This window comes from Phaeobacter sp. HS011 (assembly GCF_018101215.1).
GTDB classification, from domain to species: Bacteria; Pseudomonadota; Alphaproteobacteria; order Rhodobacterales; family Rhodobacteraceae; genus Phaeobacter; species Phaeobacter inhibens.
The window spans coordinates 154,228-178,423 of sequence record NZ_JAGEUF010000002.1 but is presented as its reverse complement, the minus strand read 5'-3'; the positions used below and the strand labels follow the sequence as shown (position 1 = coordinate 178,423).

At 59.4% G+C, this 24,196-nt stretch carries 24 protein-coding genes; 9 read left to right on the top strand and 15 right to left on the bottom strand.

The annotated features are described in order from the left end of the window. Positions 1 to 251: 251 nt before the first annotated feature. The 4 genes from J4721_RS04390 to J4721_RS04375 are packed head-to-tail and all read right to left on the bottom strand — an operon-like array spanning position 252 to position 4,441. Entirely contained in the window at positions 252 to 1,442 is a 1,191-nt protein-coding gene (locus J4721_RS04390) for an ABC transporter permease (protein WP_247655857.1), read from the bottom strand. Between the two features lie 15 nt (positions 1,443 to 1,457). After that, positions 1,458 to 2,600: an ABC transporter permease gene (locus J4721_RS04385; protein ID WP_014879844.1), complete on the bottom strand. Its 1,143-nt coding sequence runs from the start codon at positions 2,598 to 2,600 to the stop codon at positions 1,458 to 1,460. Then, positions 2,597 to 3,304, bottom strand: coding sequence for an ABC transporter ATP-binding protein (locus tag J4721_RS04380; protein ID WP_014874477.1), 708 nt, complete (start codon positions 3,302 to 3,304; stop codon positions 2,597 to 2,599). Before J4721_RS04380 ends, J4721_RS04385 begins: the two co-directional genes overlap by 4 nt. 27 nt (positions 3,305 to 3,331) lie before the next feature. Next, entirely contained in the window at positions 3,332 to 4,441 is a 1,110-nt protein-coding gene (locus tag J4721_RS04375; protein ID WP_247655855.1) for an efflux RND transporter periplasmic adaptor subunit, read from the bottom strand. A gap of 466 nt (positions 4,442 to 4,907) precedes the next feature. Between J4721_RS04375 and J4721_RS04370 the strand changes: the two genes are divergently transcribed. The 3 genes from J4721_RS04370 to J4721_RS04360 all read left to right on the top strand — a co-directional run bounded on the left by J4721_RS04370 (position 4,908) and on the right by J4721_RS04360 (position 7,382). Beyond that, entirely contained in the window at positions 4,908 to 5,369 is a 462-nt protein-coding gene (locus J4721_RS04370) for an ester cyclase (RefSeq protein ID WP_247656730.1), read from the top strand. A 102-nt stretch (positions 5,370 to 5,471) separates the two neighbouring features. Next, positions 5,472 to 6,770, top strand: a complete 1,299-nt coding sequence (chrA, locus tag J4721_RS04365) for a chromate efflux transporter (protein ID WP_211002164.1) — start codon at positions 5,472 to 5,474, stop codon at positions 6,768 to 6,770. A gap of 135 nt (positions 6,771 to 6,905) precedes the next feature. Beyond that, complete coding sequence (locus J4721_RS04360) at positions 6,906 to 7,382, top strand: SspB family protein (protein ID WP_014874473.1); 477 nt, start codon at positions 6,906 to 6,908, stop codon at positions 7,380 to 7,382. A 262-nt stretch (positions 7,383 to 7,644) separates the two neighbouring features. On the opposite strand, the gene J4721_RS04355 is transcribed toward J4721_RS04360, so the two are convergent. Beyond that, complete coding sequence (locus J4721_RS04355; RefSeq protein WP_211002163.1) at positions 7,645 to 8,286, bottom strand: hypothetical protein; 642 nt, start codon at positions 8,284 to 8,286, stop codon at positions 7,645 to 7,647. A 215-nt stretch (positions 8,287 to 8,501) separates the two neighbouring features. Between J4721_RS04355 and fumC the strand changes: the two genes are divergently transcribed. From fumC to J4721_RS04335, 4 genes are read left to right on the top strand one after another with little or no spacing between them, the layout of a single operon-like run. Beyond that, positions 8,502 to 9,896 carry a class II fumarate hydratase gene (fumC, locus tag J4721_RS04350; protein ID WP_211002162.1) on the top strand — a complete coding sequence of 465 codons (1,395 nt, stop codon included), beginning with the start codon at positions 8,502 to 8,504 and terminating at the stop codon, positions 9,894 to 9,896. Further along, on the top strand, positions 9,896 to 10,102 hold the full coding sequence (locus tag J4721_RS04345; protein ID WP_102874411.1) for a DUF4169 family protein: 207 nt from the start codon (positions 9,896 to 9,898) through the stop codon (positions 10,100 to 10,102). The genes fumC and J4721_RS04345 overlap by 1 nt, the downstream gene beginning before the upstream one ends. Beyond that, positions 10,095 to 10,313 (top strand): ribbon-helix-helix domain-containing protein, encoded by a 219-nt coding sequence (locus J4721_RS04340; RefSeq protein WP_014879837.1) that lies wholly within the window; start codon positions 10,095 to 10,097, stop codon positions 10,311 to 10,313. The genes J4721_RS04345 and J4721_RS04340 overlap by 8 nt, the downstream gene beginning before the upstream one ends. A gap of 59 nt (positions 10,314 to 10,372) precedes the next feature. Then, on the top strand, positions 10,373 to 10,564 hold the full coding sequence (locus J4721_RS04335) for an N-(5'-phosphoribosyl)anthranilate isomerase (protein WP_102874412.1): 192 nt from the start codon (positions 10,373 to 10,375) through the stop codon (positions 10,562 to 10,564). A 48-nt stretch (positions 10,565 to 10,612) separates the two neighbouring features. Here J4721_RS04335 and J4721_RS04330 read toward each other — a convergent pair whose 3' ends face one another. The 3 genes from J4721_RS04330 to J4721_RS04320 form a co-directional block, all read right to left on the bottom strand. Next, a complete protein-coding gene (locus J4721_RS04330; RefSeq protein ID WP_247655854.1) occupies positions 10,613 to 12,043 on the bottom strand; it encodes a cytochrome P450 in 1,431 nt (476 codons plus the stop codon). Then, positions 12,043 to 13,293 carry a hypothetical protein gene (locus tag J4721_RS04325; RefSeq protein WP_211002292.1) on the bottom strand — a complete coding sequence of 417 codons (1,251 nt, stop codon included), beginning with the start codon at positions 13,291 to 13,293 and terminating at the stop codon, positions 12,043 to 12,045. Before J4721_RS04325 ends, J4721_RS04330 begins: the two co-directional genes overlap by 1 nt. 209 nt (positions 13,294 to 13,502) lie before the next feature. Then, positions 13,503 to 14,255 carry a cytochrome c biogenesis CcdA family protein gene (locus J4721_RS04320; protein WP_014874467.1) on the bottom strand — a complete coding sequence of 251 codons (753 nt, stop codon included), beginning with the start codon at positions 14,253 to 14,255 and terminating at the stop codon, positions 13,503 to 13,505. A gap of 66 nt (positions 14,256 to 14,321) precedes the next feature. On the opposite strand from J4721_RS04320, the gene J4721_RS04315 reads away from it, so the two are divergent. Further along, positions 14,322 to 14,582, top strand: coding sequence for a sulfurtransferase TusA family protein (locus tag J4721_RS04315; protein WP_247655852.1), 261 nt, complete (start codon positions 14,322 to 14,324; stop codon positions 14,580 to 14,582). Between the two features lie 2 nt (positions 14,583 to 14,584). On the opposite strand, the gene J4721_RS04310 is transcribed toward J4721_RS04315, so the two are convergent. The 7 genes from J4721_RS04310 to purC all read right to left on the bottom strand — a co-directional run bounded on the left by J4721_RS04310 (position 14,585) and on the right by purC (position 23,518). Next, a complete protein-coding gene (locus tag J4721_RS04310) occupies positions 14,585 to 15,019 on the bottom strand; it encodes a nuclear transport factor 2 family protein (RefSeq protein ID WP_014874466.1) in 435 nt (144 codons plus the stop codon). 75 nt (positions 15,020 to 15,094) lie between these two features. Beyond that, positions 15,095 to 18,016, bottom strand: a complete 2,922-nt coding sequence (locus J4721_RS04305) for a ribonuclease E/G (RefSeq protein WP_211002161.1) — start codon at positions 18,014 to 18,016, stop codon at positions 15,095 to 15,097. A gap of 564 nt (positions 18,017 to 18,580) precedes the next feature. Next, a complete protein-coding gene (locus J4721_RS04300; RefSeq protein WP_014879832.1) occupies positions 18,581 to 19,918 on the bottom strand; it encodes a sigma-54 dependent transcriptional regulator in 1,338 nt (445 codons plus the stop codon). 29 nt (positions 19,919 to 19,947) lie between these two features. Next, positions 19,948 to 21,717, bottom strand: coding sequence for an ATP-binding protein (locus tag J4721_RS04295; protein WP_076614895.1), 1,770 nt, complete (start codon positions 21,715 to 21,717; stop codon positions 19,948 to 19,950). 37 nt (positions 21,718 to 21,754) lie between these two features. Continuing rightward, positions 21,755 to 22,423 (bottom strand): phosphoribosylformylglycinamidine synthase subunit PurQ, encoded by a 669-nt coding sequence (gene purQ, locus J4721_RS04290; protein WP_014874462.1) that lies wholly within the window; start codon positions 22,421 to 22,423, stop codon positions 21,755 to 21,757. Then, positions 22,420 to 22,653, bottom strand: coding sequence for a phosphoribosylformylglycinamidine synthase subunit PurS (gene purS / locus J4721_RS04285; protein ID WP_014874461.1), 234 nt, complete (start codon positions 22,651 to 22,653; stop codon positions 22,420 to 22,422). Before purS ends, purQ begins: the two co-directional genes overlap by 4 nt. A 103-nt stretch (positions 22,654 to 22,756) precedes the next feature. After that, on the bottom strand, positions 22,757 to 23,518 hold the full coding sequence (gene purC / locus J4721_RS04280; RefSeq protein WP_014874460.1) for a phosphoribosylaminoimidazolesuccinocarboxamide synthase: 762 nt from the start codon (positions 23,516 to 23,518) through the stop codon (positions 22,757 to 22,759). A gap of 338 nt (positions 23,519 to 23,856) precedes the next feature. Between purC and J4721_RS04275 the strand changes: the two genes are divergently transcribed. Beyond that, positions 23,857 to 24,174 (top strand): DUF1476 domain-containing protein, encoded by a 318-nt coding sequence (locus J4721_RS04275; protein ID WP_014874459.1) that lies wholly within the window; start codon positions 23,857 to 23,859, stop codon positions 24,172 to 24,174. The last annotated feature ends 22 nt before the right edge of the window (positions 24,175 to 24,196 follow it).

The window sequence follows — 24,196 nt, the reverse complement described above, 5'->3', positions numbered from 1 at the left end:
TGCATTGGCCGAACTGTTCCAGACCCAACCAATGTCCACCAACAACGGCGTATTACTCGGACGGTTTACACGACGGATCGCAGGATATGTGGCACTGCAGCGGCTACTCCCCAGCGGTGATTGTGGGGGAAGGAGTGCGACGGTGATCAGCCAGCCCACAGAAACGGCAATATCCGGGGACCTCAAAACGAAAAACCGACCCCCGCATAGCAAGGGTCGGCATAGTCAGTCAGGTTAGGAATGTCGAAAGGTTAACCTGCGGAACGAAGGGCCGTGGCCAGTTTCACCCGTGTCGCGGCAAGCGCAGGCAAGGCGCCACCAATCATGCCGATGGCGATCCCCAGCAATGCCCCATCGCGAAGAACGCTGATGGTGACCTCAAGTTGAAACGCAGTGGTTGTATTATTTGGGCCAACCGTGCTGGCCTGCCAACCGTTGAACACCAGCCATGATGCCGCCGCGCCCAATACGGCCCCGAAAGCAGATAGGACCACCGCCTCAACCCAGGTTCCGGTAAACGCGGACAAACGCGAAAAGCCGAGCGTGCGCACCGTGGCGATCTCCATCGACCGATTGGCGACTGAGGTCATCATCGTGTTAATCGCGCCAACCGTGGCCCCAATCGACATCAGGATTGCCAGCGGCCAGCCGAACATGCGGATCAGCGTCGAGGTCCGCGCCGATTGTGCGGACAGCAATTGCACCTCGGTCACGGCTGCCAACGGCGTTTGCGACAGAGCAGGCAACGCAGACTGCAAAGTTTCCAAACCATTGGGACCTGCAAGGGCAGTTCGCAGGATCTGCACCTGCCCCATCTGATCAAACGCAGATTGCACGGCCTCTAGCCCACCCCAGATTTCAGATTCCATTGCACCGCCACCGGTTTCAAAATGGCCAACGACCTGCCAGTCGACGGCTCCCAACCGAACGCTTTGACCGATCCCAAAGACGCCAGCGCGCGCAGCAAGATCCCGACCTACAACAATTTCCCGTGTACCAGGAACAAAGTTGCGGCCAACAGCGACAGCTGCATTCTCTCGCAGCGTGATCCCCGCAAGATCCATACCACGCAGCGCCAACGTCTGAAGAGACCCGTCGGCGACCGATTGGATTTCAACCGGAACGACGATCTCGCGCGAGAAAATCACGGCGCCGGTTTCATCGCGTTGGAGACCTAGATCAGCTGAGGTTGCTTGCAGGCTACGGATCACCCCGGATGGAATGTCAGAGCTGGTTTCCTGATTGGTGCCACCGCCAAGGATCACCGCAATCTCAGCAGACCCATTTCCGGCGAGCGCAGTTTCAAAACCCTTTGCCATGGCGAGGAACCCAGTCAACACCGCCACCACCAATGCCACGGAAAGCACCATGGACATCGAAATCCACAGTCGTTTGGGCAGGCTGCGAAGATTGGCAGAGACCATCACGACGATTTGTTTCATATGCAAATACATAGCTTATCTCGTTCTGAAAGCGTTGGAGACTGTTGTGCGCATCGCGAGCGCTGCAGGCAGACATCCGGTCAGAACGCCCAGCAACACTGTGATTACCAACGATTTGATCACGACTGGACCTGTCAAAACCAGACCAAGCGCAGGGCCTGTGAGCTGTGTTGCGACTTTGGTCAAAGCAATCCCGACTGCCCCGCCAACCAGAAAAATGAGCAGGGTTTCACAGAGAATAAGAACCACGATAAAGCGGTTATTGAAGCCCAAGGTCTTGAGCACTCCGATCTCAAATGTCCGTTCACGAACCGCGAACAGCATTGTGTTGATGACGATCATCAGGATGGTCACGAATGCCGCCCCCACAACCAGCGAGACGATCAACTCAACATCGGCGAACTGGCGCAGGAAGGCTTCGAGGAATTGTTTTTCCGATTGGGTGCGTGTCGGTGTGCCCGTATTAGCGAACAATGCATCGATCTGGGACGCCAGAACGCTAGCCGTCACCCCGGGCACCGGTTGGACGACAAATCCGTCTACCGTATCCACATCGCGGCTGCGCAGTGCATTCACGTAGTCATAGTTCGCAAGCATGAAATATGTATCGGTGCTTGGCGTTTTGCCTTCGAAAATACCGCCGACTTCGAACCGCCAGTTCCGGTTTCCGCCCTGCTGCATAATGTTGAATGAGGTGATCTCAATCCGCTGTCCCGGGCGCCATCCTTGTGCATCTGCCAAGGCCCGGCCGACCAACACGCGATCCCTGCCCTGTTTGAGCGCGGCCAAAAGATCCGAGGTCAGCGCGAGGCTGTCACCGTTTATCCGAGCAAAATCATCTACGGCCACCGCATTGGCAACCACAACATTGCGCTCGACCTCACTAAACCCCCGCAGGCGGGACATATAAGCGACCTCTGCAACGCCGTCCAACGCTGCGATCCGGCGCAGATGCGCAATTGGCAGGGTCTGGCCCCGACCTGATTTATTCATCACGCCCAGCACATCGTCATTGGCCGCTGCCGATCCTTGCGTGCCAGACAGGAAGCTGGCCGTCAGACCGTAGATAAGAAAGGCAACCGCGATGCAGAACATCAGCAGCAGCGTCCGCATCGGTTTGCGCCAGGCATTGCGCCTCGCCAGTGTCAGAAAAGTCATGCGGCAGCCTCTTGTCTTTCGACGAACTGCCCCTTGTTCAGATGCAGGGTGCGGCTTGCATGGGTCGCCGCTTCGGGATCATGGGTGACCATGACGATGGTTTTCTTCAATTCGCGATTGAGAAACCCCAGAACTTCCAGCACCTCATCCGCCGAGGCCCGGTCAAGATCGCCGGTTGGTTCGTCGCAGAGTAGAAGCGGCGGATCGCTGACAATAGCGCGGGCAATGCCGACGCGCTGTTGCTGACCACCTGACATGCTTGAGGGAAGTTGCTTACCACGCCCGGACAGACCAACGAGGTCAATTATTTTCTCAACCCGCGCCCGGCGTTCTGCCCGGCCAATCGGCTTGAGCAACAGAGGCAGTTCAATGTTCTCGGCCACATTCAACGTCGGAAGAAGGTTGTAGAACTGAAAGACAATACCAACATTATGGGCGCGCCAGTTGGATTTCTTAGCCTCGCCCAATTGTTCCAGTTTTGAATTCCCAATCCGCACGCTTCCCGTGTCGGGGGCATCAATCCCGCTGAGAAGATTGAGCATTGTTGACTTACCGGATCCTGATGGCCCCATCACTGCCACGAATTCCCCTGCGTCGATGCCAAGGGTAAGATCAGAAAAGATCTGTATCTTCTCTTTGCTGAAGGTAAATCCCTTTGAGACAGCATCCAGCTGAATAAAGGGTGTTTTCTGGGACGCGGACATAAAGGTACTCCTTATAAGAGAGGATAATCAGGTATCACTCAGGGTGATACGAATGCGGGCGGCCATGTTTGGGCGGATGCCGTCAGGTGGACCGTCCAGTTCCAGGCGCAGCGAAATCGTGCCTCTCTCAGCGGAGACAACGGGCGAGATGCCAACAACGCGAACCTCAAATGGCTGGTCAGGGAAGCCATCAAGCACGGCCTCGCCCGTCAGACCGACCCGCAGCCGCGAGACATTGGTCTCAGCGACTTCCGCATCGAGATACATGGAGGCGATGTCGGTGATCACCATGAGGTAGTCGGTGTCGCGAATGGTATCGACACGGGCCAGAACGCTATTGCCGATACGGGCGTTAAGCTGGGTAATGGTCCCAGAAACCGGCGCGCGTATCGTCAGTTCATCCACGTGTTCCTGCGCAATCTCGACCTTGAGATTAGCTAGATGTATGTCCTGTTCTGCCTGTCTCAACGCGGTTTTAGCGAGGCTTAACGCTGTGGCGGCGTCCTGCGTCACGCGTTCTGATACAGCGTCTTTGGCAAGGAGGGATGTCAGCCGGTCATAATCGCGCTCGGACTGATCCACCTCAATGCGTTTGGTTTCTAGTCGCAGCTGCGCCAGTGACTGATCAATCAATGCCGACTTCAGGGCATATTGCGCGCCCGGATCGCTGACTGCGGCCAGCGGTTGTCCGCGTGTAACCGGGTCACCCAAAGCGACGAGAAGATCTGTTATTGTACCCTCGTATTTTGCAAAGACCGATGCGTAGTCCTGTACCAGTACATATCCTGATCCGGTTATTTCCGCCGTCGGCATCGCCACAGGTGCGGGCTGGATGCGGGTCGTTGCATCTGAAACAGGCGTTGGTACGATCGACACATCTGTTGCAACTGATTGGGACGCCGGGTCCAACAGCCCCTCCCCCCAATTGCGCAATGCGGCCAAGGTTGGCAGGTCGCTGCGCCACAAAACCGCGCCGCCGGCTGCCAACAGACCGAGCAATAGGAAAATCCGAAGTGTCCAAGAGGGGCCGTGCTCTTGCCGTTCCTCTAAACTCGGTTGAGCCTCTGAGACCGTGACGGCCGAAAGCGGGGTCAAAGCCTCAGCAAGATTGCGGTGGGTGTCGGTTTGAATGTTCATGGCCAATGGATCGCCCATCGCAGCCATATACCGCGACCTAGAAGCCGCGCGGGACGTACCAAATCGTCATTTTGCACCGTCTGGACCGAATATCGAACGCCTCAGCCTGATGGTGTCAACGCCCGCCGGGTCCCGGAGCGGTGCTTACACGGTATTGGGACATAGACGACTGACGCGCCCGCCAAGAAGAGATATCTACCCGCAGACGTATGGCCGGGGCATTCACTTACTTTGGTGTCAGCGCAATGTCATTTCGGATCGTATGTCGACACTCGACCCCCAAGAGCCATGTTAGGATTTTCATTGAATTGTTGTTCATATTTGTGGTTCAGTCTGAGCCTCAAGCCACTTGCGCATCTGCAGTCCTACACTTGGAATCAGGCGCAGCATGAAAGAGAGAGCCCTAAAGACCTGACACTGATATCAGGAGCCTGTTGGCCCATATTGAGGATATGTCGAACTCATCATGAAGAATAGCGATCGGGTCTTTCAATGGTTCCATGATGTCTGGGTTGACCGAAACCTCGACAGGATTGAACCCATGTTACACCCTGAGCTGGAGGTAAACGGCCCACTGCACGGAGCGGTCGCGATTGCAGCAGACTACCGCGAAATCGTGAATACTCTGGGCAATATTATTCACGACCTTGATGTGACCCTGACCCATGCATTGAACGACGGTGATTTTGCCGCTCTGCGGATGCGGGTGCGCGGGTCTGGTAACACGCCGGATCATGTGTTGGACTACTCTGGTCAGCTAATCGTACGAATGCAGGATGGTAAGATCCGTGAATTCCAATCGAACTTTGACTACATGACCATGTTCGAACAGTTGGGGCAGCTACCACCCGATTGCTTGCCCATTTGCATGACCGGAGAGCGCCTGACCTGGATGGACAACGGCCATAAGCCCCCCACCGCCAGATGACATTTTTGTAAAACCATTTGCACTGCTCTGATTGGCCGCTGTCGGCACTGGCGCACTGCGCGGTTGGTGATACAAGGTCTGCGTCCAGCCAATGGTGCGCCGATGACCGATATCTCTCCTGACCCCAAAGTACAGCCCCAAGCCCATGCAATCGCCATGGCCGATCTGATCCGGGTCTTCGGGCGGATCGGGCTGATGTCCTTCGGCGGGCCGGCGGCCCAGATTGCGCTGATGCATAAGGAACTGGTCGAGGACCGCCCCTGGCTCAGCGAGGCCGGATTTCTGCGCGCACTGTCGTTTTGCATGATGCTGCCGGGGCCGGAAGCGATGCAATTGGCCACCTATGCAGGTTGGCGATTGCGCGGAGCGCCGGGTGGCGTTCTGGCCGGGCTGTTGTTTGTGCTGCCGGGGGCGCTGGTGATTGCGGCACTGGTTTTTCTATACATGAACTTTGGCACGCAACCTCTTGTGCAAGCCGGATTCCTGGGCATCAAGGCCGCGGTTGTTGCCATCGTTTTGCAGGCCCTCCAGCGACTGGGCAAGAAGGCGCTGCATGGGGTGACAGATCTGGCATTGGCCGCGTTTGGCTTTCTGGCGTTGTTTCTCTTTGCTCTGCCGTTCCCGCTGGTGCTGCTGACCGCTGCGCTCCTCGGCAGTCTGCGTGTGAAGTCAACTGAGAATGAGCCTGCAGCACTGCCACCCGCGGCCGCAGGGCCTGTCTGGGTGACGCTCTTGCTCTGGGGTGGCTTGTGGCTCCTGCCCCTCGGCGCGCTGAGCATGTTTGGTCCGCAACTGCTGGCGGATATCGGCTGGTTTTTTGCAAAGCTGGCCGTAGTGACCTTTGGCGGGGCTTATGCGGTGCTGGCCTATATGTCGCAGACCGTGGTCGCGCAGTACCAGTGGATCGAAACCGGTCAGATGATTGATGCTTTGGGACTGGCGGAGACGACACCGGGCCCGCTGATCCTGGTGACGCAATTTGTGGCAATGCTGGCTGGCGCGCTGGCCTCTGGTACATGGATGGCGCTGGCGGCTGGGCTGGTGGCGCTTTGGGCGACGTTTATGCCGTGCTTTCTCTGGATATTTCTCGCGGCACCACATGTAGAGCGGATTGCCAGCCATCCCCGGCTGGGGGCTGCACTGCGGGCGATTACCGCCGTCGTGGTTGGTGTGATCCTTAATCTTTCGGTCTGGTTTCTGCTGCATGTGCTGTTTCGCGAGACTGTCACGCTGGAGCTGCCTGCGATATCGCTGATGCAGCCGGTCATGGCCAGCCTTGATGTCTCTGCCGCGCTGCTGGTATTGGCAGCGCCGGTTGTGGCCTTGGCATGCGGTGGTCGGCTGGCTCTGATTTTGCCGATTATGGCCGGGCTTGGCATTGCGATGGCGAAGATCATCTAAGCCGCGCAATCGCAGCGTAAACGCCACGTGTTATCCCGCTAGTGTCAGAAATTATTTACGAATCCCTAACGAGCGGCCCTTTAGTTTCCGGCAGAAATCCGTATTCTGAACTCAAAGAGACTTAAGGGTATCGGAATGTCCCGCGAAATTGACTATGGAAATCTGATGCATTCGGCCATGCGTGGCCTGATCCGTTCTGTTCTGGATGGGGTGGCGGAGCACGGGCTGCCCGGCAACCACCATTTCTTCATCACCTTTGACACCTCGCACCCGGATGCGGAACTGGCGGATTGGCTGTCGGACCGTTACCCCGGCGAGATGACCGTGGTCATGCAGCATTGGTTCGACAATCTGGATGTTGGCGAAGACGGGTTTGCCATCACACTGAATTTCGGAGACGCGCCGGAGCCGCTTTATATTCCTTATGATGCGATCAAGACCTTTGTGGATCCGTCTGTGGAATTTGGTCTGCGCTTTGAATCCCCCGAGGATGACGAAGAGGTTGAGGAGATGGTCGCCGAACTCGACGATGATATCGAGATTGAGGTGGACGAAGATCCGGCGGACAAAAAACCGGCTGATGTCGTTTCACTCGACAGCTTCCGCAAATAACGGACTGTCCGGCATAGCTAGGCGGTATGCGCCAGCCCCCCCTCAGATAGATGCGCTGCATATCTCATGCGGCGCATTTTTTACATCCAGAGTGACGGGTCAGAAGTATCGGCTGCCGTAAGTGAATTCTCTGTCACTGCACGCTTACGCCTAACACGATATGCCCAGCCCGGTGAGTTACTGGTGCGAGAGCGCCTCCAACGTGAGGATCGACTCTTAAGATTCTGTTAATAAATATGTTTACAGGCTTTCAATCAAAGCTTTACTGGCGCTCAAGAAAGGTCTTCAGCTCCTTGCGCGGGAAGCCATTGCGGTGCGAGGAATAGACGAGGTCCAGTCCACCCTCCGCCAATGTGCGATCATACTGCTGCATTTCATAGTCGCCGTTGGGGCCGATAAACATCGAAAACACCGTCAGCGTGTCCCCGATAATCCGCCCCCAGACGTAAGGCTCTCCCTTCATCGGATCGAGCTGCACAGTATGCCCGAAGACATTCCGCTTCATCGCGGCGGCGAAAATATCAGCCCGTTCGGTTGGCTGAAACTCCACGTTGTAGGATTTGGTCTTGCGGCGCCCGTCCTTCTTTAAGGAGGTGGTGGTCCATTGAACAAAAAAACCATCATCACTGCTGGCGAGGGGACCGATCCGAACAGTCGCATCGCGCTGTTCCGTGCTGCCATCGGGGTTGGGCACCACCAGCGACCCCTGATAGCGCCCGAAGAACGGGCGCACATCCGCCGCCATCGCCTGCCCCGCCAGCACGATGATCATCAACAGCGCCAGAAACCCCGCCTGAACCTCCAACTGCAGCCGCGTCAGAGACAGCGTCCTGTCTCGCGCAGTGCGCTGATGCCTGCCCCTTGTCGCGGCCTGCTGTAGCAGTTTGGCTTGATATGTCGGCACGGGCAGATCCTTTGGATTGTTGTCTGTCGCGGGTGTATCTGCGCTTAATCTAGCGGTCTTCTGACGTGGCGCAATAACTCATCCTGCAATGGCCCCTATACCTTGGGTTCGGAATGGCTATGCTGCGCGAAACTGCGCAATTGCCTCGTGACCCGGCCCGGGGTAGACGGCATACCGACGCATACATTTAGTCATCATCAGACGGAGAGAGACTTATGTCCGATACCCGCACCGAAACCGACAGCTTCGGTCCGCTTGAAGTCCCCGCCAACAAATACTGGGGCGCCCAGACCCAGCGGTCGATCATGAACTTCCCCATCGGTTGGGAAAAACAGCCCGTCGCCATCGTGCGCGCGCTGGGGGTGATCAAACAGGCCTGCGCCATGGCCAACAAGGCCTCGGGCAAGCTGGACGCCCAGATCGGCGATGCGGTTATTCAGGCCGCCGGCGAGGTGATCGAGGGCAAGTTTGACGACAACTTCCCGCTGGTGGTCTGGCAGACCGGGTCCGGCACCCAGTCCAACATGAACTCCAACGAGGTGATCGCCAACCGCGCGATTGAGATCCTCGGCGGCGTGATCGGCTCCAAGGACCCGGTGCACCCGAACGATCACTGCAATATGGGTCAGTCCTCCAACGACACCTTCCCCACCGCCATGCATATCGCCACAGCGATGATGGTGCGGGATGTGCTGGTGCCGGGCCTGACCAAGCTGGCCGAAGGGCTGGAAGCCAAAGCCGAGGCGTTCAAGGACATCATCAAAATCGGCCGCACCCATACGCAGGACGCCACCCCGCTGACGCTGGGCCAGGAGTTCGGCGGCTACGCGCATCAGATCCGCCAGGGTCTGGCGAGGGTCGAGGCTGCGATGCCCGGCATCTATGAGCTGGCACAGGGCGGCACTGCGGTTGGCACCGGTCTGAACACGCAAATAGGCTGGGGCGAAACCGTTGCTGCCAATATGGCCGAAATCACCGGCCTGCCCTTTGTCACTGCCCCGAACAAGTTCGAGGCACTGGCCGCCCACGACGCCATGGTGTTCCTGTCGGGTGCTCTCGCGACCATTGCGGGCAGCTGCTACAAGATCGCCAATGACATCCGCTTCCTCGGTTCCGGTCCTCGTTCTGGTCTGGGCGAGTTGATCCTGCCGGAGAACGAGCCTGGATCGTCGATCATGCCGGGCAAGGTGAACCCCACCCAGGCAGAGGCGCTGACCCAGGTGGCCGCGCATGTGATGGGCAATGACGCCGCGATCAAATTCGCAGGCTCGCAAGGGCATTTCGAACTGAACGTCTACAACCCGATGATGTCCTACAACCTGCTGCAGTCGATACAGCTGCTGGGCGATGCGGCGGACAGCTTCACCGAGCGGATGCTGAACGGCATCCAGGCCAATGAGCCGCGCATCGACAAGCTGATGAAAGAGTCGCTGATGCTCGTCACCGCGCTGGCGCCAACGATTGGCTATGACAATGCCACCAAGGTCGCCAAGACTGCGCATAAGAACGGCACCACCCTGAAGGAAGAGGCCATTGCGCTGGGGTTTGTGGATGAGGCGACATTTGACGCCGTTGTCCGCCCCGAGCAGATGATCGGCCCGAAAGACTGATGGCTGGTTCCGGTTCAGGCCCGGTCAATCTGAACCGGTATCGCAAGGAAAAGGCGCGGGCTGAGAAGAAGGCCCGCGCCGACCAGAACGCCGTGACCTATGGCCGGACCAAGGCCGAGAAAGATCTGGACAAGGCCCGCAACGCGCAAGATGTGCGGCGACTGGATGGCACAAAACGCGACGATCCCAAGACCGACCATGACTAATCGCCCACGGAAACACTCGCTTACGCTGCGCGGTCACCGCACCTCGGTGTCGCTGGAGGATGAGTTCTGGCAGGCCTTCCGCGAGATCGCAGCAGAAGACAATCGCGCCATTAATGATCTGGCTGCTGAAATCGATGAAAACAGAGGTGTGGACTGTGGTCTGGCCTCAGCCATTCGTCTGCATGTGCTGCGACGTTTAAGGTCGCGTTAGACACGGTTTGGCATCGTGGAAAGAGGCCTGCCCCGCCCTGCCTCACCGCGGATGCCTGGTTGCTGCAACTGTTCCAGTCGCAAGCGGCTGCAAAAAGTGGTGTGGTGCGTCGCCAGAAGCGGGACATTGAACGACTGCTTGGCTGGGAGCGCTTTCGCCAAGAGTTGAACCCTCGCGGTTTTCACGCCGTGGAAAATGCCGGACAGGTTGTGATCTTCTGCAATCAGGACCCGGTGCGCATCATTCGGTGATGCAAATTTCTGCTCAGAAATTTGCCCAGAAAATCTGAATTTTCTGGGCTAGCGCGGGATGAGCCGCAACCAGATCCCGTTTTGTGACCGAACTGTCAGATGCGCGACCGGGATCGGCTCCTGGCCCGCAACAGGTTCCACCCGAAACCGCTGCAGGATCATCGACAGGATCAACGGTCCTTCAATCATTGCGAAGCCAGCACCGGTACAGACACGCGGCCCCGCCGAAAACGGAATATAGGCCTCGCGCTGACAAGTCTTGCCATTCTCGGTCTGCCATCGCCCCGGATCAAACCCGTCCGGGTTTTCCCAGAGCCGTTCGTGACGGTGCAGGTGCCACGGGCTCAGCACTACCTGCGCGCCCTGTGGAAGGGTTCGACCGCGAAACTGCTGCGGGCAGCTGGCCTCGCGCACCATCATCGGCACCGGTGGGTAAAGGCGCAGCGCTTCGCGGAAGACATCACGACTGATGCGCAACCTGCCCGCTTCGGCAAACTGGTCCAGCGACAACCCGGCGGCCTCCTTTGCGATTTCATCCTGCCATTCGGGGGCCAGAGCCACCAGATAGAGCGCCCAGGCCAGTGCCGACGCGCTGGTCTCATGCCCGGCCAGAAAAAAGATCGCCACCTGATCAACCATCTCATCCGTCGTGAACAGCTCGCCAGTTTCGGGATCTTGCGTGGTCATGATCTTGGTGGCCAGATCATCTGGTGCATGGCCTGATGCGATGGCCTCCATGCGCTGTTGCGTAAGGTCCCTGATCAGGCCCCGGATCCGGGCCGCATTGCGTCGTGTGGCGGGTCGGTGAAAGCGGGGCACCCAACGTGGCAGCGGCACAAAGGCCGCGAGATTGAGGATAGGCTGCGCCTGCTGGTAGGCCCGAAAGCGATGAAAGACCTCCTGCGCCATATGATGCTCTATCGGGATCGAGAACAGCGTGCGGAAGATCACATCCGCCGCCGCATGGGATGTCTCAGCCTCGATCTCGATCGGCGCGTCCGGGATCTGGTGCACCTGATCGCTGAGACGGGTAACAGCGGCCTTAGCGGCGGCGTGGATGGCTGGGTAGATCTGACGCAGCCGCCCCCCTTCAAAGGCGGGATCGATGATCCGGCGCTGCCGCTTCCAGACCTCACCATTGGTGAGAAAGACCGAATTCCCAAGCAGAGGGCGCAGTCCCTCGCCAATGCGGTTCGATTTCGGGAACACCTCCGGGCGGTCTTTCAGAACCGTGCGAACCAGATCCGGTTGATTGACCAGAAAAGAGCGAAAGAAAGGCGTGCGAAACTCTGCCATCCAGGCACGATAAAGCTTGGCCGGTTGCGCCGACAGAAGATCCGCGCGAAACAGACGCAGATAGCGCCAGAGCGAAACCCTGGCAGCGCGGGCCGCAGGCTTTGGCGGTATGATCGCGGGGCCTACGACTGGCGCAACAGGCGCGCTGTTGGGAGGGTCATCCGATTGCGGCAGATCAACCATCACCCACCAACCGAAGTATATTTGGACGCGGTCACATCAATGCGTGAGCGCGATGGATTGCGGTTGCGATAGCGGCTTTCCAATGTGCGCGGCCCCGCCGTGATCTGGAAATAATCGTAGTCTCCGGGCCGATCAAAAGCACAGAGATATTGAAAATGCAGCCGGAAGAAGCGCCAGCGCAGCGCCGCCCATCGTGCCGGGCTGAGGGTTTGGGTAAAGGCCGCCGAGACGACCAGCGGCCAGCGTTTCTGCGGTGGGGAAACTCCCGTGACTGCGACCGGATCACACAGCGCAAAGGCGCAGCCGTCCCCCGGTGCGGTGACATCGACCCAGCAGATATCCCCCCGCCCGGAGAGGTCGCGCAGATCACGGCGCAGGCGATGTGCCTCAGGCAGGAAGGAGACCATCGGCACCACCTGCCCCAGGCTCAGAAATCCCAGCACCGCATGGCGCGCCGCCAACCCGCTGCGCTGCACATCAGCCAGAACGCTGACACCCACATGCGCCCCGGAAGAATGCCCCACCACCAGCACCTCATCATAGTTGGGATCGCTGAGCGCCACGGCGATCTCACCTGCGAATTGGGCGATGCGCTGCTCCAGCTCGGGTGCATAGGCGCCGCGCAGGGCTGCGGAATGGGCATAATCATGCATCAGATAATAGGCAAAGAGACGACCATCCTGCCGCCGGAACCAGCGCAACAGCGCTGCTGCCGCGACCAGACCAGCCGCCCAAAACAGCAACGCCGCCAGCCCAGTTCCCAAGGGAGAGCTCAGCCCAAGCCGGGTAACACCCCCCTGCCCCAGACGCGCAATGACCAGCGCCAGGAGGAAGGCCAGCACCGCCTGTAGCAACAGCATTCCCACCGGGTATAGCGCAGCAATGACCGGCCCCTTGCGCAGCCACATCAGCCGCCGCAGCGTTCCGGTGGAGATATAGATCCAGGCAGTGCGCACCATCTGCCAATAGGTCTCGGCAATGGATGGATCCATGCTGTCCTGCACGATGTCGGACCAGACCAGCACATCAACATCGGTGTCGACCTCATACCCCTCAATCTGCGCGTGGACCTGCCAGCCAAAGCCGCCTGCGCTATCCGTCTCCGTGGCGGTCTTGGGACGCGGCACCAGAGACAGCTGATAGCCGGAAATCTCGGCCTGCGTCGCCCCCTCGCTGCGGTACAGCTCCCGGTAGCGACGCGGCGGCATGGGATCGTAGCCCGGAATATAGAACAGTTTGCGGCGCCGCACCGGCGGATCCTGCGGCGCGGCGCTTGGATCCGGGTGCGGCCTTCTGGCTGCGGATGTCTGGATGGTCTGCTCTTGCACGGATTGCGCGGCCCGATTTGCCTGTTGTTGTCTGCCCAGCTTAGCCGCGCTGCATCAAAAGCGTAAGCCCCGCCGGTTATCTGCCGAGCGGGGCATAGGTTTGGTTCACAAGCCGTCCCGATACGCGCAGGTCAGCCGAGGGTCGCCAGTGCCGGGAAAGTCTCCAACAACCAGAAAGAGAACTCAGAGAACAGGCCGGTGACCAGCATGAACCCGACAACAATCAGCAACCCGCCCATGAATTTTTCGATCACTCCCATGTAAGGCTTGATCCGGTTCATCAGCACCATTGAGCGGGTGAGGAAAATCGCTGCCAAGAGGAAGGGCACGCCCAACCCCAGCGCATAGATCCCAAGCAGCAATGTCCCGCGTGTCACAGACGCCTCTGTTGCGGCCAGCGACAGGATCGCGCCAAGCTGAGGGCCGATGCAGGGGGTCCAGCCAAAGGCAAACGCCAGGCCAAGAATATAGGCCCCAACCGCCGAGCCGCCGGACTGATCGGTTTCCATCCGCGCCTCACGGTCAAGCAGCGGGATACGGAACACGGAAAGGAAATGCAGCCCGAAGACAATCACAACAACGCCGGACACCTGCGCAAAAAGCTCCTGATTCTGCAGCACAAACGCCCCAAAGGCCGAGGCGGTGAAGCCCAGCAGCAGAAACACCGTGGACAAGCCCATGATGAAGAACAGCGCGGCCACAATGGCCTTGCGTCTGGCCCGCGCCGTTCCCTGTATCTCTCCAATGGAAACGCCGCTCATATAGGCCAGATAGGGTGGCACAATAGGCAGGACACAGGGCGACAGAAAGCTGACCAATCCAGCCGTCAGCGCCACCAGCATGGCAGGGATCAGCCCTGCGTCGATGATTTCAATTCCAAACATGCCCAATCCTTAGACCAGCCTCTGACAAAGGTCACGGGGGGAGCTGGTCACAACCTTGTGGACAGGATGAAACAACCGGATTATCTGCAAGGCATGACCAACGAAAACGAGATCCTCGACGCCCTTGGGCTGCTCTGTCCTCTGCCTGTGCTGAAAGCACGTAAACGTCTGAAACCATTGGCCTCTGGCAGGGTTTTGGAGGTGCATGCCGATGACCCGGCTGCGGTGGTGGACATCCCGCATTTCTGCCATGAGGCTGGCCATGAGCTGTTGGAAATCCGCGACAATCCGCAGCATCAGATCTATGTGATCCGCAAGGGTGGCTGAGATCAGGGGAGCGGGTTTGTCGCCCCTTCCGGCAGGGCTTCGGTGTCCTGACTGAAGATATTGATCCAGCCGCCATCCTGACGCTGCCAGATCGAACTGACATACATTGCGGCGCCTTTGACCTCCCCCTCTGTCTGCCCCGGACGGGTGTAGGTGGCGCGATACGCCAGCAGTGCAGTCTCGGGACCAAGTGGCAGGACACGCGCATCCGCGATGCTGAACTCTGCCACCGTTGGTCCCTGTTCAAGTTGCTCGGTATGATCGTCCCGCCCGGCAAAGCCGCTTGGATAGACGCCCAGAAACTGCGGATGCAATGCGGCCCGGTCAGCCGCGATATCGCCCTGTTGCAATGCGGTCCAGACGGCGGTTTCTGCGGCTAGAAGCTCCCGCAGCAGTGTCTTTGTCCTGGTGGTTTCTGCCTGCATGTCGGTGTTCATGGCGGTCCTCATAGCGATCCGGGATCCTGACATGAAAAAGGCGGGCCAGATGCCCGCCTTTTCACTCTTTTACGATCAGCTGCCAACCGACCACCAGCCGCGCCGTTTCGGCTTGGGCGGGCTCGCCGGTTCGGCTTCGGCTGTGGCCAGTGCCGGTTCCGGGGCTGCCTCCGGCTCTTCCGTCGGAGCGTCTGCAGCCTCTGGTGCTGTTGCCTCAGCGGCAGGGGTGTCCTGATCCGCGACAACGTCTTCAGCGGTGGCCTCATCGGCCACTATCTGGGCCGGTGCGGCCTCCTCTGTCGCGGCGGCTGTCTCAGCTTCGGCAGCGGCGGGAACCTCTGCGGCGGCATCACCGTTGAGCACTACCGGTTCCTCAACACCCTCGACTGGCGCCTCTGCGCTCGCAACCGGGGCTTCGGCTTCAGCAGCATTGCTGTCCTCGGCCTTGGCCTCTGTCACGATTGCTTGGCCCTCAGGCTCGGCTTTGGCGTCTGTCTCAGCCGGGGCCTCAGCCTCTGCTGCGACTGTCTCGTCGGTCTTCTTCTTGCGGCTGCGCGAGCGGGTCCGGGTGCGGGTGCGTTTCTTCACCTCGCCGTCGCCCTCGGCCTCCTTGGCGTCGGAGCTCTCTGCAGGCTCAGCTTGGGCGTCGGCGTCGTCCGCAGCGGCGTCATCCGAAGCCTTCTGGTCGTCCGCGTTCGCATCACCCTGAGCGGCATTGTTGCTGTCATCCCCGTCAGCACCGGAGGACTTCCGCCGCCGCCGACGACGACGCTTGCGCTTGGGTTTGTTGTCCCCCTCGCCCTCATCACCTGCAGCCTGCACTTCTGCGACGTCGGTTTCATTGGTTTCGACCTCGGCCTCATCGGCCTCGTCAATCGCCTCATCCGCATCAACCTGATCCATGATCGAGGTATCGACGGAGACCACCGGCGCTGTGGCAACAGGCACCACACGGGACGCGGTCTTGAACTTCTCAAGCGAGAAATCCGGGCTGACCAGATGCGGGTCCCCTTCGATCCGTACGGAAAGACCGTAGCGGGTTTCGATCTGGGCGATATGCTCGCGTTTCTGGTTCATCAGATAGTTGGCAATGCTGACCGGGCAGCGCACCAGCACCTCGCGGGAGCGACGGCGGGTGCCCTCTTCCTCGATCTGGCGCAGGATCGACAATGCCAGCGAGTCATCCGACCGGATCAGACCGGTGCCATGGCAATGCGGACAAGGGGCGGTGGTCGCCTCAATCATGCCGGGACGCAGACGCTGACGCGACATTTCCATCAGGCCAAAGCCGGAGATCCGGCCTACCTGAATGCGGGCGCGGTCGGTCTTCAGCTTATCCTTCATCCGCTTTTCGACGGCGGCGTTGTTCTTACGCTCGTCCATGTCGATGAAGTCGATAACAATCAGACCGGCAAGGTCACGCAGACGCAGCTGGCGAGCCACCTCTTCAGCGGCCTCCAGGTTGGTCTTGAGCGCTGTTTCCTCAATCGAGCCTTCTTTGGTGGCACGACCAGAGTTCACGTCGATTGCCACCAGCGCCTCGGTCACGCCGATCACGATGTAACCGCCGGATTTCAGCTGCACTGTCGGGTTGAACATCGCGCCGAGATAGCTTTCGACCTGGAAGCGCGCAAACAGCGGCAGCTGATCCTGATAGTTTTTCACGTTCTTGGCGTGGGACGGCATGATCATCTTCATGAAGTCCTTGGCGATGCGGTAACCCCGCTCGCCCTCAACCAGAACCTCGTCAATCTCGCGGCTGTAAAGGTCGCGGATCGAGCGTTTGATCAGATCGCCTTCTTCATAGATCTTCGCAGGGGCGATGGATTTCAGCGTCAGCTCGCGGATCTGTTCCCACAGGCGCTGCAGGTATTCATAATCGCGCTTGATCTCGGATTTGGTGCGCTTTGCACCAGCGGTCCGCACAATGAGCCCGGCGCCAGTCGGCACGTCCAGTTCAACCGCGATATCTTTCAGCTTTTTGCGGTCGGCGGCATTGGTGATCTTGCGGGAGATGCCACCACCGCGCGCGGTGTTGGGCATCAGCACGCAGTAGCGGCCTGCCAGAGACAGATAGGTTGTGAGCGCAGCGCCTTTGTTGCCGCGTTCCTCTTTCACGACCTGAACCAGCAGGACCTGACGAACCTTGATCACTTCCTGAATTTTATAGCGACGTGGACGGGGTTTGCGTACCGGGCGAATGTCTTCGCTGTCATCCTCATCGGCGACGGATTCGATATTCTCATCCTTCGCCGTGGCATCTGCGGCAGCGTCCTTGTCAGCGCTGTCATCTGCGTCTGCGTCATCTGCGGCATCGTCTGCCTCAGTTGTCGCCGTATCTGCAGCGCCTTCAGCCTCACCGCTTTCAGAAGATGCGTCCTGCGCATCAGGTGTGTCGGAGGCATCTTTGACGGCCTCTTCCACAACCGGCTCAGCAGCGGTCGCGTCATCAGCAGCGGCCTCAGTTTGAGCAGCCTCGGGGACGTCCGCCAGCTTGGTCTCAGCAACCGCGACCTCATCGGTCAGGTCGATGGTTTCCATACCCGCGATATCAGCGCCGTTTTCAGCGGTCTCGGGGCTTACGTCCTTGGTCTCGACCACATCAGCGGATTTTACATCCGCAGCTTTGGTCCGGCCACGACGCGACCGCGACTGCCGTCTGGCAGGCTTGGCATCTTCTTCGTCATCACGAGCGCGCTGTGCCTCGGCATAGGCGCGTTCTTCTTCCATCAGCGCCTCCCGGTCGGCGACCGGAATCTGATAGTAGTCAGGATGGATTTCCGAAAAGGCGAGGAACCCATGGCGGTTGCCGCCATAGTCCACAAAAGCCGCCTGAAGCGACGGTTCGACGCGGGTTACTTTTGCGAGGTAGATATTGCCAGCAAGCTGGCGTTTGTTTTCGGATTCAAAGTCAAATTCCTCAACCTTGTTTCCATCGACCACCACGACGCGGGTCTCTTCCGCGTGGGTGGCATCAATAAGCATCTTCTTTGCCATGTGTCCTTGGTGCACCTGCCGCGCACGCGCGCATCTGGCCCGTTGCCGGGCGGACGTGAACGATCGTGGTGGTGTCTTGTCTGGGCGATGTCTTGTGGCGCGCGATTGGCCCATGCAGTACAGCGGTTAGCCCCGGAACATCTGTCCGGCCCTCCTGCCTGTCTGCTGTTCTCTCTCGCGCGCGTCATCGCGTTTCTTCTCCGACAGGTGGGAATATCCGCGCCCTGCCCTGATTATATCCCTGCTGAGAAACCTCAGTCAGGTGCTAAACTGCCCCGAAATACTGCGGGGCCAATCGGTCTGTCTCTGCTTTCTCGGATCTTGCCGGACAAAAACAAAGGCAGCGAATCTCATCAAGAGGGGCAGGATCACAAGGGTCCCGTCCCCATTTGGACAGCATAAGACCTGTGGATAGGTAATGACAATGGTCATTCGTCACCGCCGCAATCTAAATACTATCTGCTTGGTTCTTAGGTGAAAAATGGTGAATAATTCGTTAGTGAAACAAAGAGGGCCGCACTCCGGAGAATGCGGCCCTGCCTGTGAATGTCTGCAGATCTGCACTCAGGACAGATAGTCGGAGCGTTGCAGGCCGTATTTGGCCATTTTTTCATTCAGCGTCCGGCGCGGCAGGCACAGTTCGTCCATGACACTGGCGATAGAGCCCTTGTGTCGCCGCATGGTGTTGTCGATCAGCATCCGCTCGAAGGCTTCGACATATTCTTTCAGCGGCTTGCCCTCGGTGGTCATCACCGGCTGCATATCCTCATGATCGGACATCAGCAGAGAGGCAATGGTACCAGAGCCACGGCGCGACTGCAGCACGGCCCGCTCGGCAATGTTGATCAGCTGGCGCACATTGCCCGGCCAAGGCGCCTGCAACAGCTGGGCCGCCTCCTGGGCGCTGACCTGCGGCGCATCACAGCCGTATTCCTCGGAGAACTGCTCACTAAGGCGGGTGAACAGGGTCAGAATATCCTCGCCGCGCTGGCGCAGCGGGGGCACCGTGATGCGCAATGCCGCCAACCGGTAAAAGAGATCGGGGCGCAACGCGTCCTCACAAGTCTTGCCTGCCTCCTGAAGGTTCGAAATCGCTACGATGCGGGTTTCGCCGGGAATGCCCTGCTCATTGATCACGCTAAGCAGCTTGGCCTGCAGCGTCTCGCTCAGCGCGTCGATATCTTCCAGAACCAATGTTCCGCCGCGAGCTTCCTCAATGGCGGGCAGCATACTGTCTTCGGGCAGCATCGGACCAAACAGGCGCTTGGACAGCGCCTCCTCCTCCAGTGCCGCACAGGAAACCAGCACGAATTTCTTGCCCGCCCGGCTACCCACCGCATGCAGCGCGTGGGCCACCAGCGTTTTGCCGGTGCCGGTCTCGCCGTCGATCAGGACATGGCCGTCGGCCTGCCCCAGATCGAGGATATCCTCACGCAGGCGCTCCATCACCGGGCTGGAGCCGATGAGTTTCTTCATGATGGTGCTGCCATCAGACAGCTCGCGCCGCAGCACCCGGTTGTCCAGTGTCAGGCGGCGCGCGCCCGTGGCCCGTTTGGCCAGCTCTGACATGCGATCCGGGTTGAAGGGTTTTTCGAGAAAGTCGAAGGCCCCGACCCGCATCGCCTCAACCGCCATCGGCACATCGCCGTGACCAGTAATCATGATCACCGGCAAGGCAGAGTCGCTGCCCATCAGTTTCTTGAGGAACTGCATCCCGTCCATGCCGGGCATTTTGATATCCGAGATGACGATGCCGGGATAATCCGGCCCCAGCACTTTCAGCGCATCTTCGGCGCTGGCAAAGGTCTCGGTGTCATAGCCTGACAGTGCCAGCCATTGGCTGATCGACTGTCGCATATCCTGTTCATCATCGACGATCGCGATTTTCATGGCCTGTGCCATTCGCGTGCCCTCCATCCAGTGATACCGCGCTATTCTGCGGCCTCGATGCCGTCCACAAGGATCGGCAATTGCATTTCAAATACGGCGCCACCGTTCTGTCCGTTGCGGGCAGTCAGCCGACCGCCTAGGTCGTTCACGATACCGGAGGAGATGGCAAGCCCCAACCCAACCCCGTCCCCCGGCTGCTTGGTGGTGTAGAAGGGTTCAAACAGGCTGCCGAAATCCTTGATCCCCATCCCATTGTCGCGCACCGACAGGGTGGCGGTCTCCCCTGCGGCAAGCAGGATTTCGACCTCTGGATCTGCAACTGACTTTGTAGCATCTAGCGCGTTCCGCAGCAGGTTCACCATAACCTGTTCAATTCGCATCCGATCCCCCATCACATAGACCGGTTGTTCGGGCAGGATGCGGGCGATTTTGACATGCCGCTGACGCAGCTGCGGCTCCATCATCGACAGCGATGAGGCGAGCGCATCGCCCATATTTACCGGGCTAAACGCATCGCCGCCCTTGCGCGCGTAGGATTTCAGCTGGCGGGTGATGGCGCCCATGCGCTCAATCAGATCGTCGATCCGACCAAAGGAGGCCAGCGCCTCTTCGGGACGGTTGCGATTGAGCAGAAGGCGCGCGCCGGCAAGATAGGTTTTCATCGCCGCCAGCGGCTGGTTCAGCTCGTGGCTGACGGCCGCCGACATCTCGCCAAGCGCCGCCAGTTTCGAGCTCTGCGCAAGGCTCTGTTCGGCGACCGCAAGTGTCTCTTGCATGCGTTCGCGTTCGGCAATTTCCCGCTGGAGCCGTGCGTTTAATACGCGAAGCTCTGCCGACTCCCGCTGGAACAACGCCATGCGCAGCGCGGTGCGGCGGCTCAGCGCATAGAAGGCCAGCGCCAGCAGGATGGCGAATCCCATGATTTCCAACGCCAATACCGTGTTCACGCGCTCCCGGATCGACGCATAGGTGGTGAAGGACGTGAGCCGCCAGCCCTGAAACGGGATCCGCGACTCCAGACGCATCACCGCCTCGCCCTGCAGGTAAGCATCCGCAGGCAGGGCGGTCCAGTCGGTGGTGGCACGGATCGCGCGCTGAATGGCCCCCTCCGGGGTCTGCAATTGCAGCGCATCCGCCTCCGACAGGCCGCGCCAGCGCGACTCTGTCGCCAGAATGATTGTACCGGTGCTGTCGCTGACCATCACCGCATCGGAAATGCCCGCCCAGGCGCGCTCGAATTTCTGCAGATCGACCTCCACCACGATCACGCCGAGGATGCCGGAGGTGTCGACGATGCGGCGCGAATAGGTGAAACGATAGCTGCCGACCTCGCTGCGGATGGCCGAGAACACCGTAGTCTTGGAGCGCAGGGCGTCGACAAAATAGGCCGCATTGCGGTGGGTTTCACCCAGTCGGTTGCGGTCCGTCGCTGCCACGGTGCGCCCATCCTGCGCCATCAGCATGATCGAGGCGGCGCCGATTTCTTCAACAAACGAGATCAATCGCTGGGTGGAGAGCGAGAAGTCGTTGGACTGCAGCGCAGAGATCAGCGCCTGATCCCGCGCCAGGAGCTGTGGCACGATGGCATGGCGGCCCAGCTCACTCACCAGGTTGCCGGAGTAGAGCGCCAGACGCAGCTCAGCCCGGTTCCGGGTGCTTTCGGTGAACCGATCAGTCAGCGCCCGATTGGTGACCCAGACGGTCACCGCAGCGACCGCCATCAGCAACAGCAACGCAAGACGCACCCGCCACGATGTCGTGCGGGAGCGCGGTTTTTCAGAAGATATTGTTGCGTCACGCGCGGCAGTCATAGGCAAAACCTAACGCAAGCCGACGCGGCTTAACAAGTCACGCCGCAGTGACAAGCCCAGCCAATGCGCGGAACACTGCCGCCCCATCGGTGCCGCCATGACCAGCATCCGCCGCCCGTTCGGGGTGTGGCATCATCCCCAGAACCCGACGATTTTCGGACAGGATGCCCGCGATATCAGCGACTGACCCGTTGGGATTGTCCACATAGCGGAACGCGACGCGATCCTGATCCTGCAGCGCAGCCACAGTCTCGGCATCAGCGTAGTAATTTCCGTCGTGATGCGCGATCGGAACGCCGATCACATCACCCGCACTATAGGCTTCGGTAAAGACACTGTCGGCGGTGGCCACTTGCAGATCCACGGTGCGACAGATGTATTTCAGACCCGCGTTGCGCAGCAGCGCCCCCGGCAGGACACCGGTTTCGGTCAGAATCTGAAAGCCGTTGCACACGCCAATGGCATAGCCGCCACGGTTGGCATGATCGACAACCGCCTGACAGATCGGCGACTGGGCCGCGATGGCCCCGCAGCGCAGATAATCGCCATAGGAAAACCCACCCGGCACGCCAACGATATCGATGCCCTCAGGCAGCGCGCTGTCCTTATGCCAGACCATGGAAACCTCACAGCCCGCTTGCTCAAACGCCACCGCCAGATCGCGGTCACAGTTGGAGCCGGGGAAGACTACGACAGCCGCCTTCATCCCTGCATCTCGATGCTGTAGGATTCGATCACAGTGTTGGCCAGCAGTTTTTCGCACATCGCGGTGACATCGGCCTCGGTGGCATCATCGGCCAGATCGAGGTCGATCACCTTGCCCTGACGCACGCCGTCCACCTTGTCAAAGCCCATGGCGCCAAGTGCGTGGCGCACAGCCTCGCCTTGCGGATCCAGAACCCCGTTTTTCAGCATTACATGCACGCGTGCCTTCATCGCATTTTCCCTCAGGTTTCGATGGCAAAGCCCGGATTAGGGGCTTCTTCTTTAGATAGTCAAAATCCCGCCCCTTTTGTCAGGACGGGATCTATGGATCAGATCAGTTAACCAGCGTCGGCTTACCACCCGCGGGTGGGTTGTTCGGCATCACGCCCAGACGCCGCGCCACTTCGGTGTAGGCGTCGGTCAGGTTGCCAAGGTCGCGCCGGAAGACATCCTTGTCGAGCTTCTGACCGGTTTTGAGATCCCACAGGCGGCAGCTGTCTGGGCTGATTTCATCGGCGACCACCAGACGTTGGAAATCGCCGTCATAAATGCGACCGATTTCGATCTTGAAGTCCACCAGCTTGATTCCGACGGCCAGCATCACACCGGACAGGAAGTCGTTCACCCGAAGTGCGAGGCTGAGGATATCATCCATATCCTGCTGACTGGCCCAGCCAAAGGCCGCGATATGCTCTTCAGTGACCAGCGGATCGCCAAGCGCATCATCCTTGTAGCAATATTCCACAATCGGGCGCGGCAGTTGCGTGCCTTCTTCGATGCCAAGGCGTTTGGAGATCGACCCGGCGGCATAGTTGCGTACGATCACTTCCAGCGGAATGATCTCGCAGCTGCGGACCAGCTGCTCGCGCATATTGAGCCGCTTCAGGAAATGGGTCGGCACGCCGATCTGCCCCAAGCCCTGCATAAAGAACTCGCTCAGCAGGTTGTTGAGCACGCCCTTGCCTTCGATCACATCACGCTTTTCAGCATTAAAAGCGGTGGCGTCGTCCTTGAAGTACTGAACGATGGTGCCCGGTTCGGGACCTTCATAAAGTGTCTTCGCCTTGCCTTCGTAGATCTTCTTGCGACGTGCCATGCGGAGCCTTTCGGGAAAAAAGCGGGAATCTCATGCCCGGGAACTGCCGCCCTCATAAGGCAAGGGGGGCGCTGCCGCAAGCTTGGTCCCTGCCCGCCGCCCCTTGGCTGGGTCCGCGTCTGTGCTAAGCTGGAAATACCAAGGTAAAACCACGGTCAGCGCAAGGTCGGGCTAAGGTCTGGGCAATGGGCGGTAAACTAATGTGCCGACAGGATCCCACCTGCAGGCAAAGCGATCACAGCGACGGGCCGACAAACCCGCGCGCAGCACTTGCGAGGTTGGCCCTGCGTTCACATATCATATTGAGATATAACCATTGTCACACCAGAGGAGGCCCCATGACCACATTCGACGACCGCGAGCACGCGTTTGAGGCAAAATATGCTCATGATGAGGAAATGCAGTTCAAGGCGCAGGCGCGCTGTAACAAGCTGCTGGGGCTTTGGGCGGCAGGTCTAATGGGCAAAACCGGCGCTGATGCCGAAGCCTATGCGCTGGAAGTCATCAAATCCGATTTTGAGGAAGCTGGGTTCGAAGATGTGCTGCGTAAGGTCAGCGGCGATCTGCAAGGGCGCGCCAGCGCGGATGAGGTGCGTGAAAAGCGAGCCGCCCTGCTGCCGGACGCCAAGGCGCAGGTCCTGAGCGACAACGGCTGATTCTGCGGCATCTTCACGGGTC

Coding starts and splice junctions, on each gene's coding strand:
- J4721_RS04275 (WP_014874459.1), top strand. CDS start 23,857: ATGACCACATTCGACGACCGCGAGCACGCGTTTGAGGCAAAATATGCT.
- J4721_RS04300 (WP_014879832.1), bottom strand. CDS start 19,918: ATGGCACAGGCCATGAAAATCGCGATCGTCGATGATGAACAGGATATG.
- purQ (WP_014874462.1), bottom strand. CDS start 22,423: ATGAAGGCGGCTGTCGTAGTCTTCCCCGGCTCCAACTGTGACCGCGAT.
- J4721_RS04385 (WP_014879844.1), bottom strand. CDS start 2,600: ATGACTTTTCTGACACTGGCGAGGCGCAATGCCTGGCGCAAACCGATG.
- J4721_RS04390 (WP_247655857.1), bottom strand. CDS start 1,442: ATGAAACAAATCGTCGTGATGGTCTCTGCCAATCTTCGCAGCCTGCCC.
- J4721_RS04370 (WP_247656730.1), top strand. CDS start 4,908: ATGAAGAATAGCGATCGGGTCTTTCAATGGTTCCATGATGTCTGGGTT.
- J4721_RS04340 (WP_014879837.1), top strand. CDS start 10,095: ATGACTAATCGCCCACGGAAACACTCGCTTACGCTGCGCGGTCACCGC.
- J4721_RS04345 (WP_102874411.1), top strand. CDS start 9,896: ATGGCTGGTTCCGGTTCAGGCCCGGTCAATCTGAACCGGTATCGCAAG.
- J4721_RS04305 (WP_211002161.1), bottom strand. CDS start 18,016: ATGGCAAAGAAGATGCTTATTGATGCCACCCACGCGGAAGAGACCCGC.
- fumC (WP_211002162.1), top strand. CDS start 8,502: ATGTCCGATACCCGCACCGAAACCGACAGCTTCGGTCCGCTTGAAGTC.
- purS (WP_014874461.1), bottom strand. CDS start 22,653: ATGAAGGCACGCGTGCATGTAATGCTGAAAAACGGGGTTCTGGATCCG.
- J4721_RS04310 (WP_014874466.1), bottom strand. CDS start 15,019: ATGAACACCGACATGCAGGCAGAAACCACCAGGACAAAGACACTGCTG.
- J4721_RS04360 (WP_014874473.1), top strand. CDS start 6,906: ATGTCCCGCGAAATTGACTATGGAAATCTGATGCATTCGGCCATGCGT.
- J4721_RS04295 (WP_076614895.1), bottom strand. CDS start 21,717: ATGACTGCCGCGCGTGACGCAACAATATCTTCTGAAAAACCGCGCTCC.
- purC (WP_014874460.1), bottom strand. CDS start 23,518: ATGGCACGTCGCAAGAAGATCTACGAAGGCAAGGCGAAGACACTTTAT.
- J4721_RS04375 (WP_247655855.1), bottom strand. CDS start 4,441: ATGAACATTCAAACCGACACCCACCGCAATCTTGCTGAGGCTTTGACC.
- J4721_RS04330 (WP_247655854.1), bottom strand. CDS start 12,043: ATGGTTGATCTGCCGCAATCGGATGACCCTCCCAACAGCGCGCCTGTT.
- J4721_RS04315 (WP_247655852.1), top strand. CDS start 14,322: ATGAAACAACCGGATTATCTGCAAGGCATGACCAACGAAAACGAGATC.
- J4721_RS04320 (WP_014874467.1), bottom strand. CDS start 14,255: ATGTTTGGAATTGAAATCATCGACGCAGGGCTGATCCCTGCCATGCTG.
- J4721_RS04380 (WP_014874477.1), bottom strand. CDS start 3,304: ATGTCCGCGTCCCAGAAAACACCCTTTATTCAGCTGGATGCTGTCTCA.
- chrA (WP_211002164.1), top strand. CDS start 5,472: ATGACCGATATCTCTCCTGACCCCAAAGTACAGCCCCAAGCCCATGCA.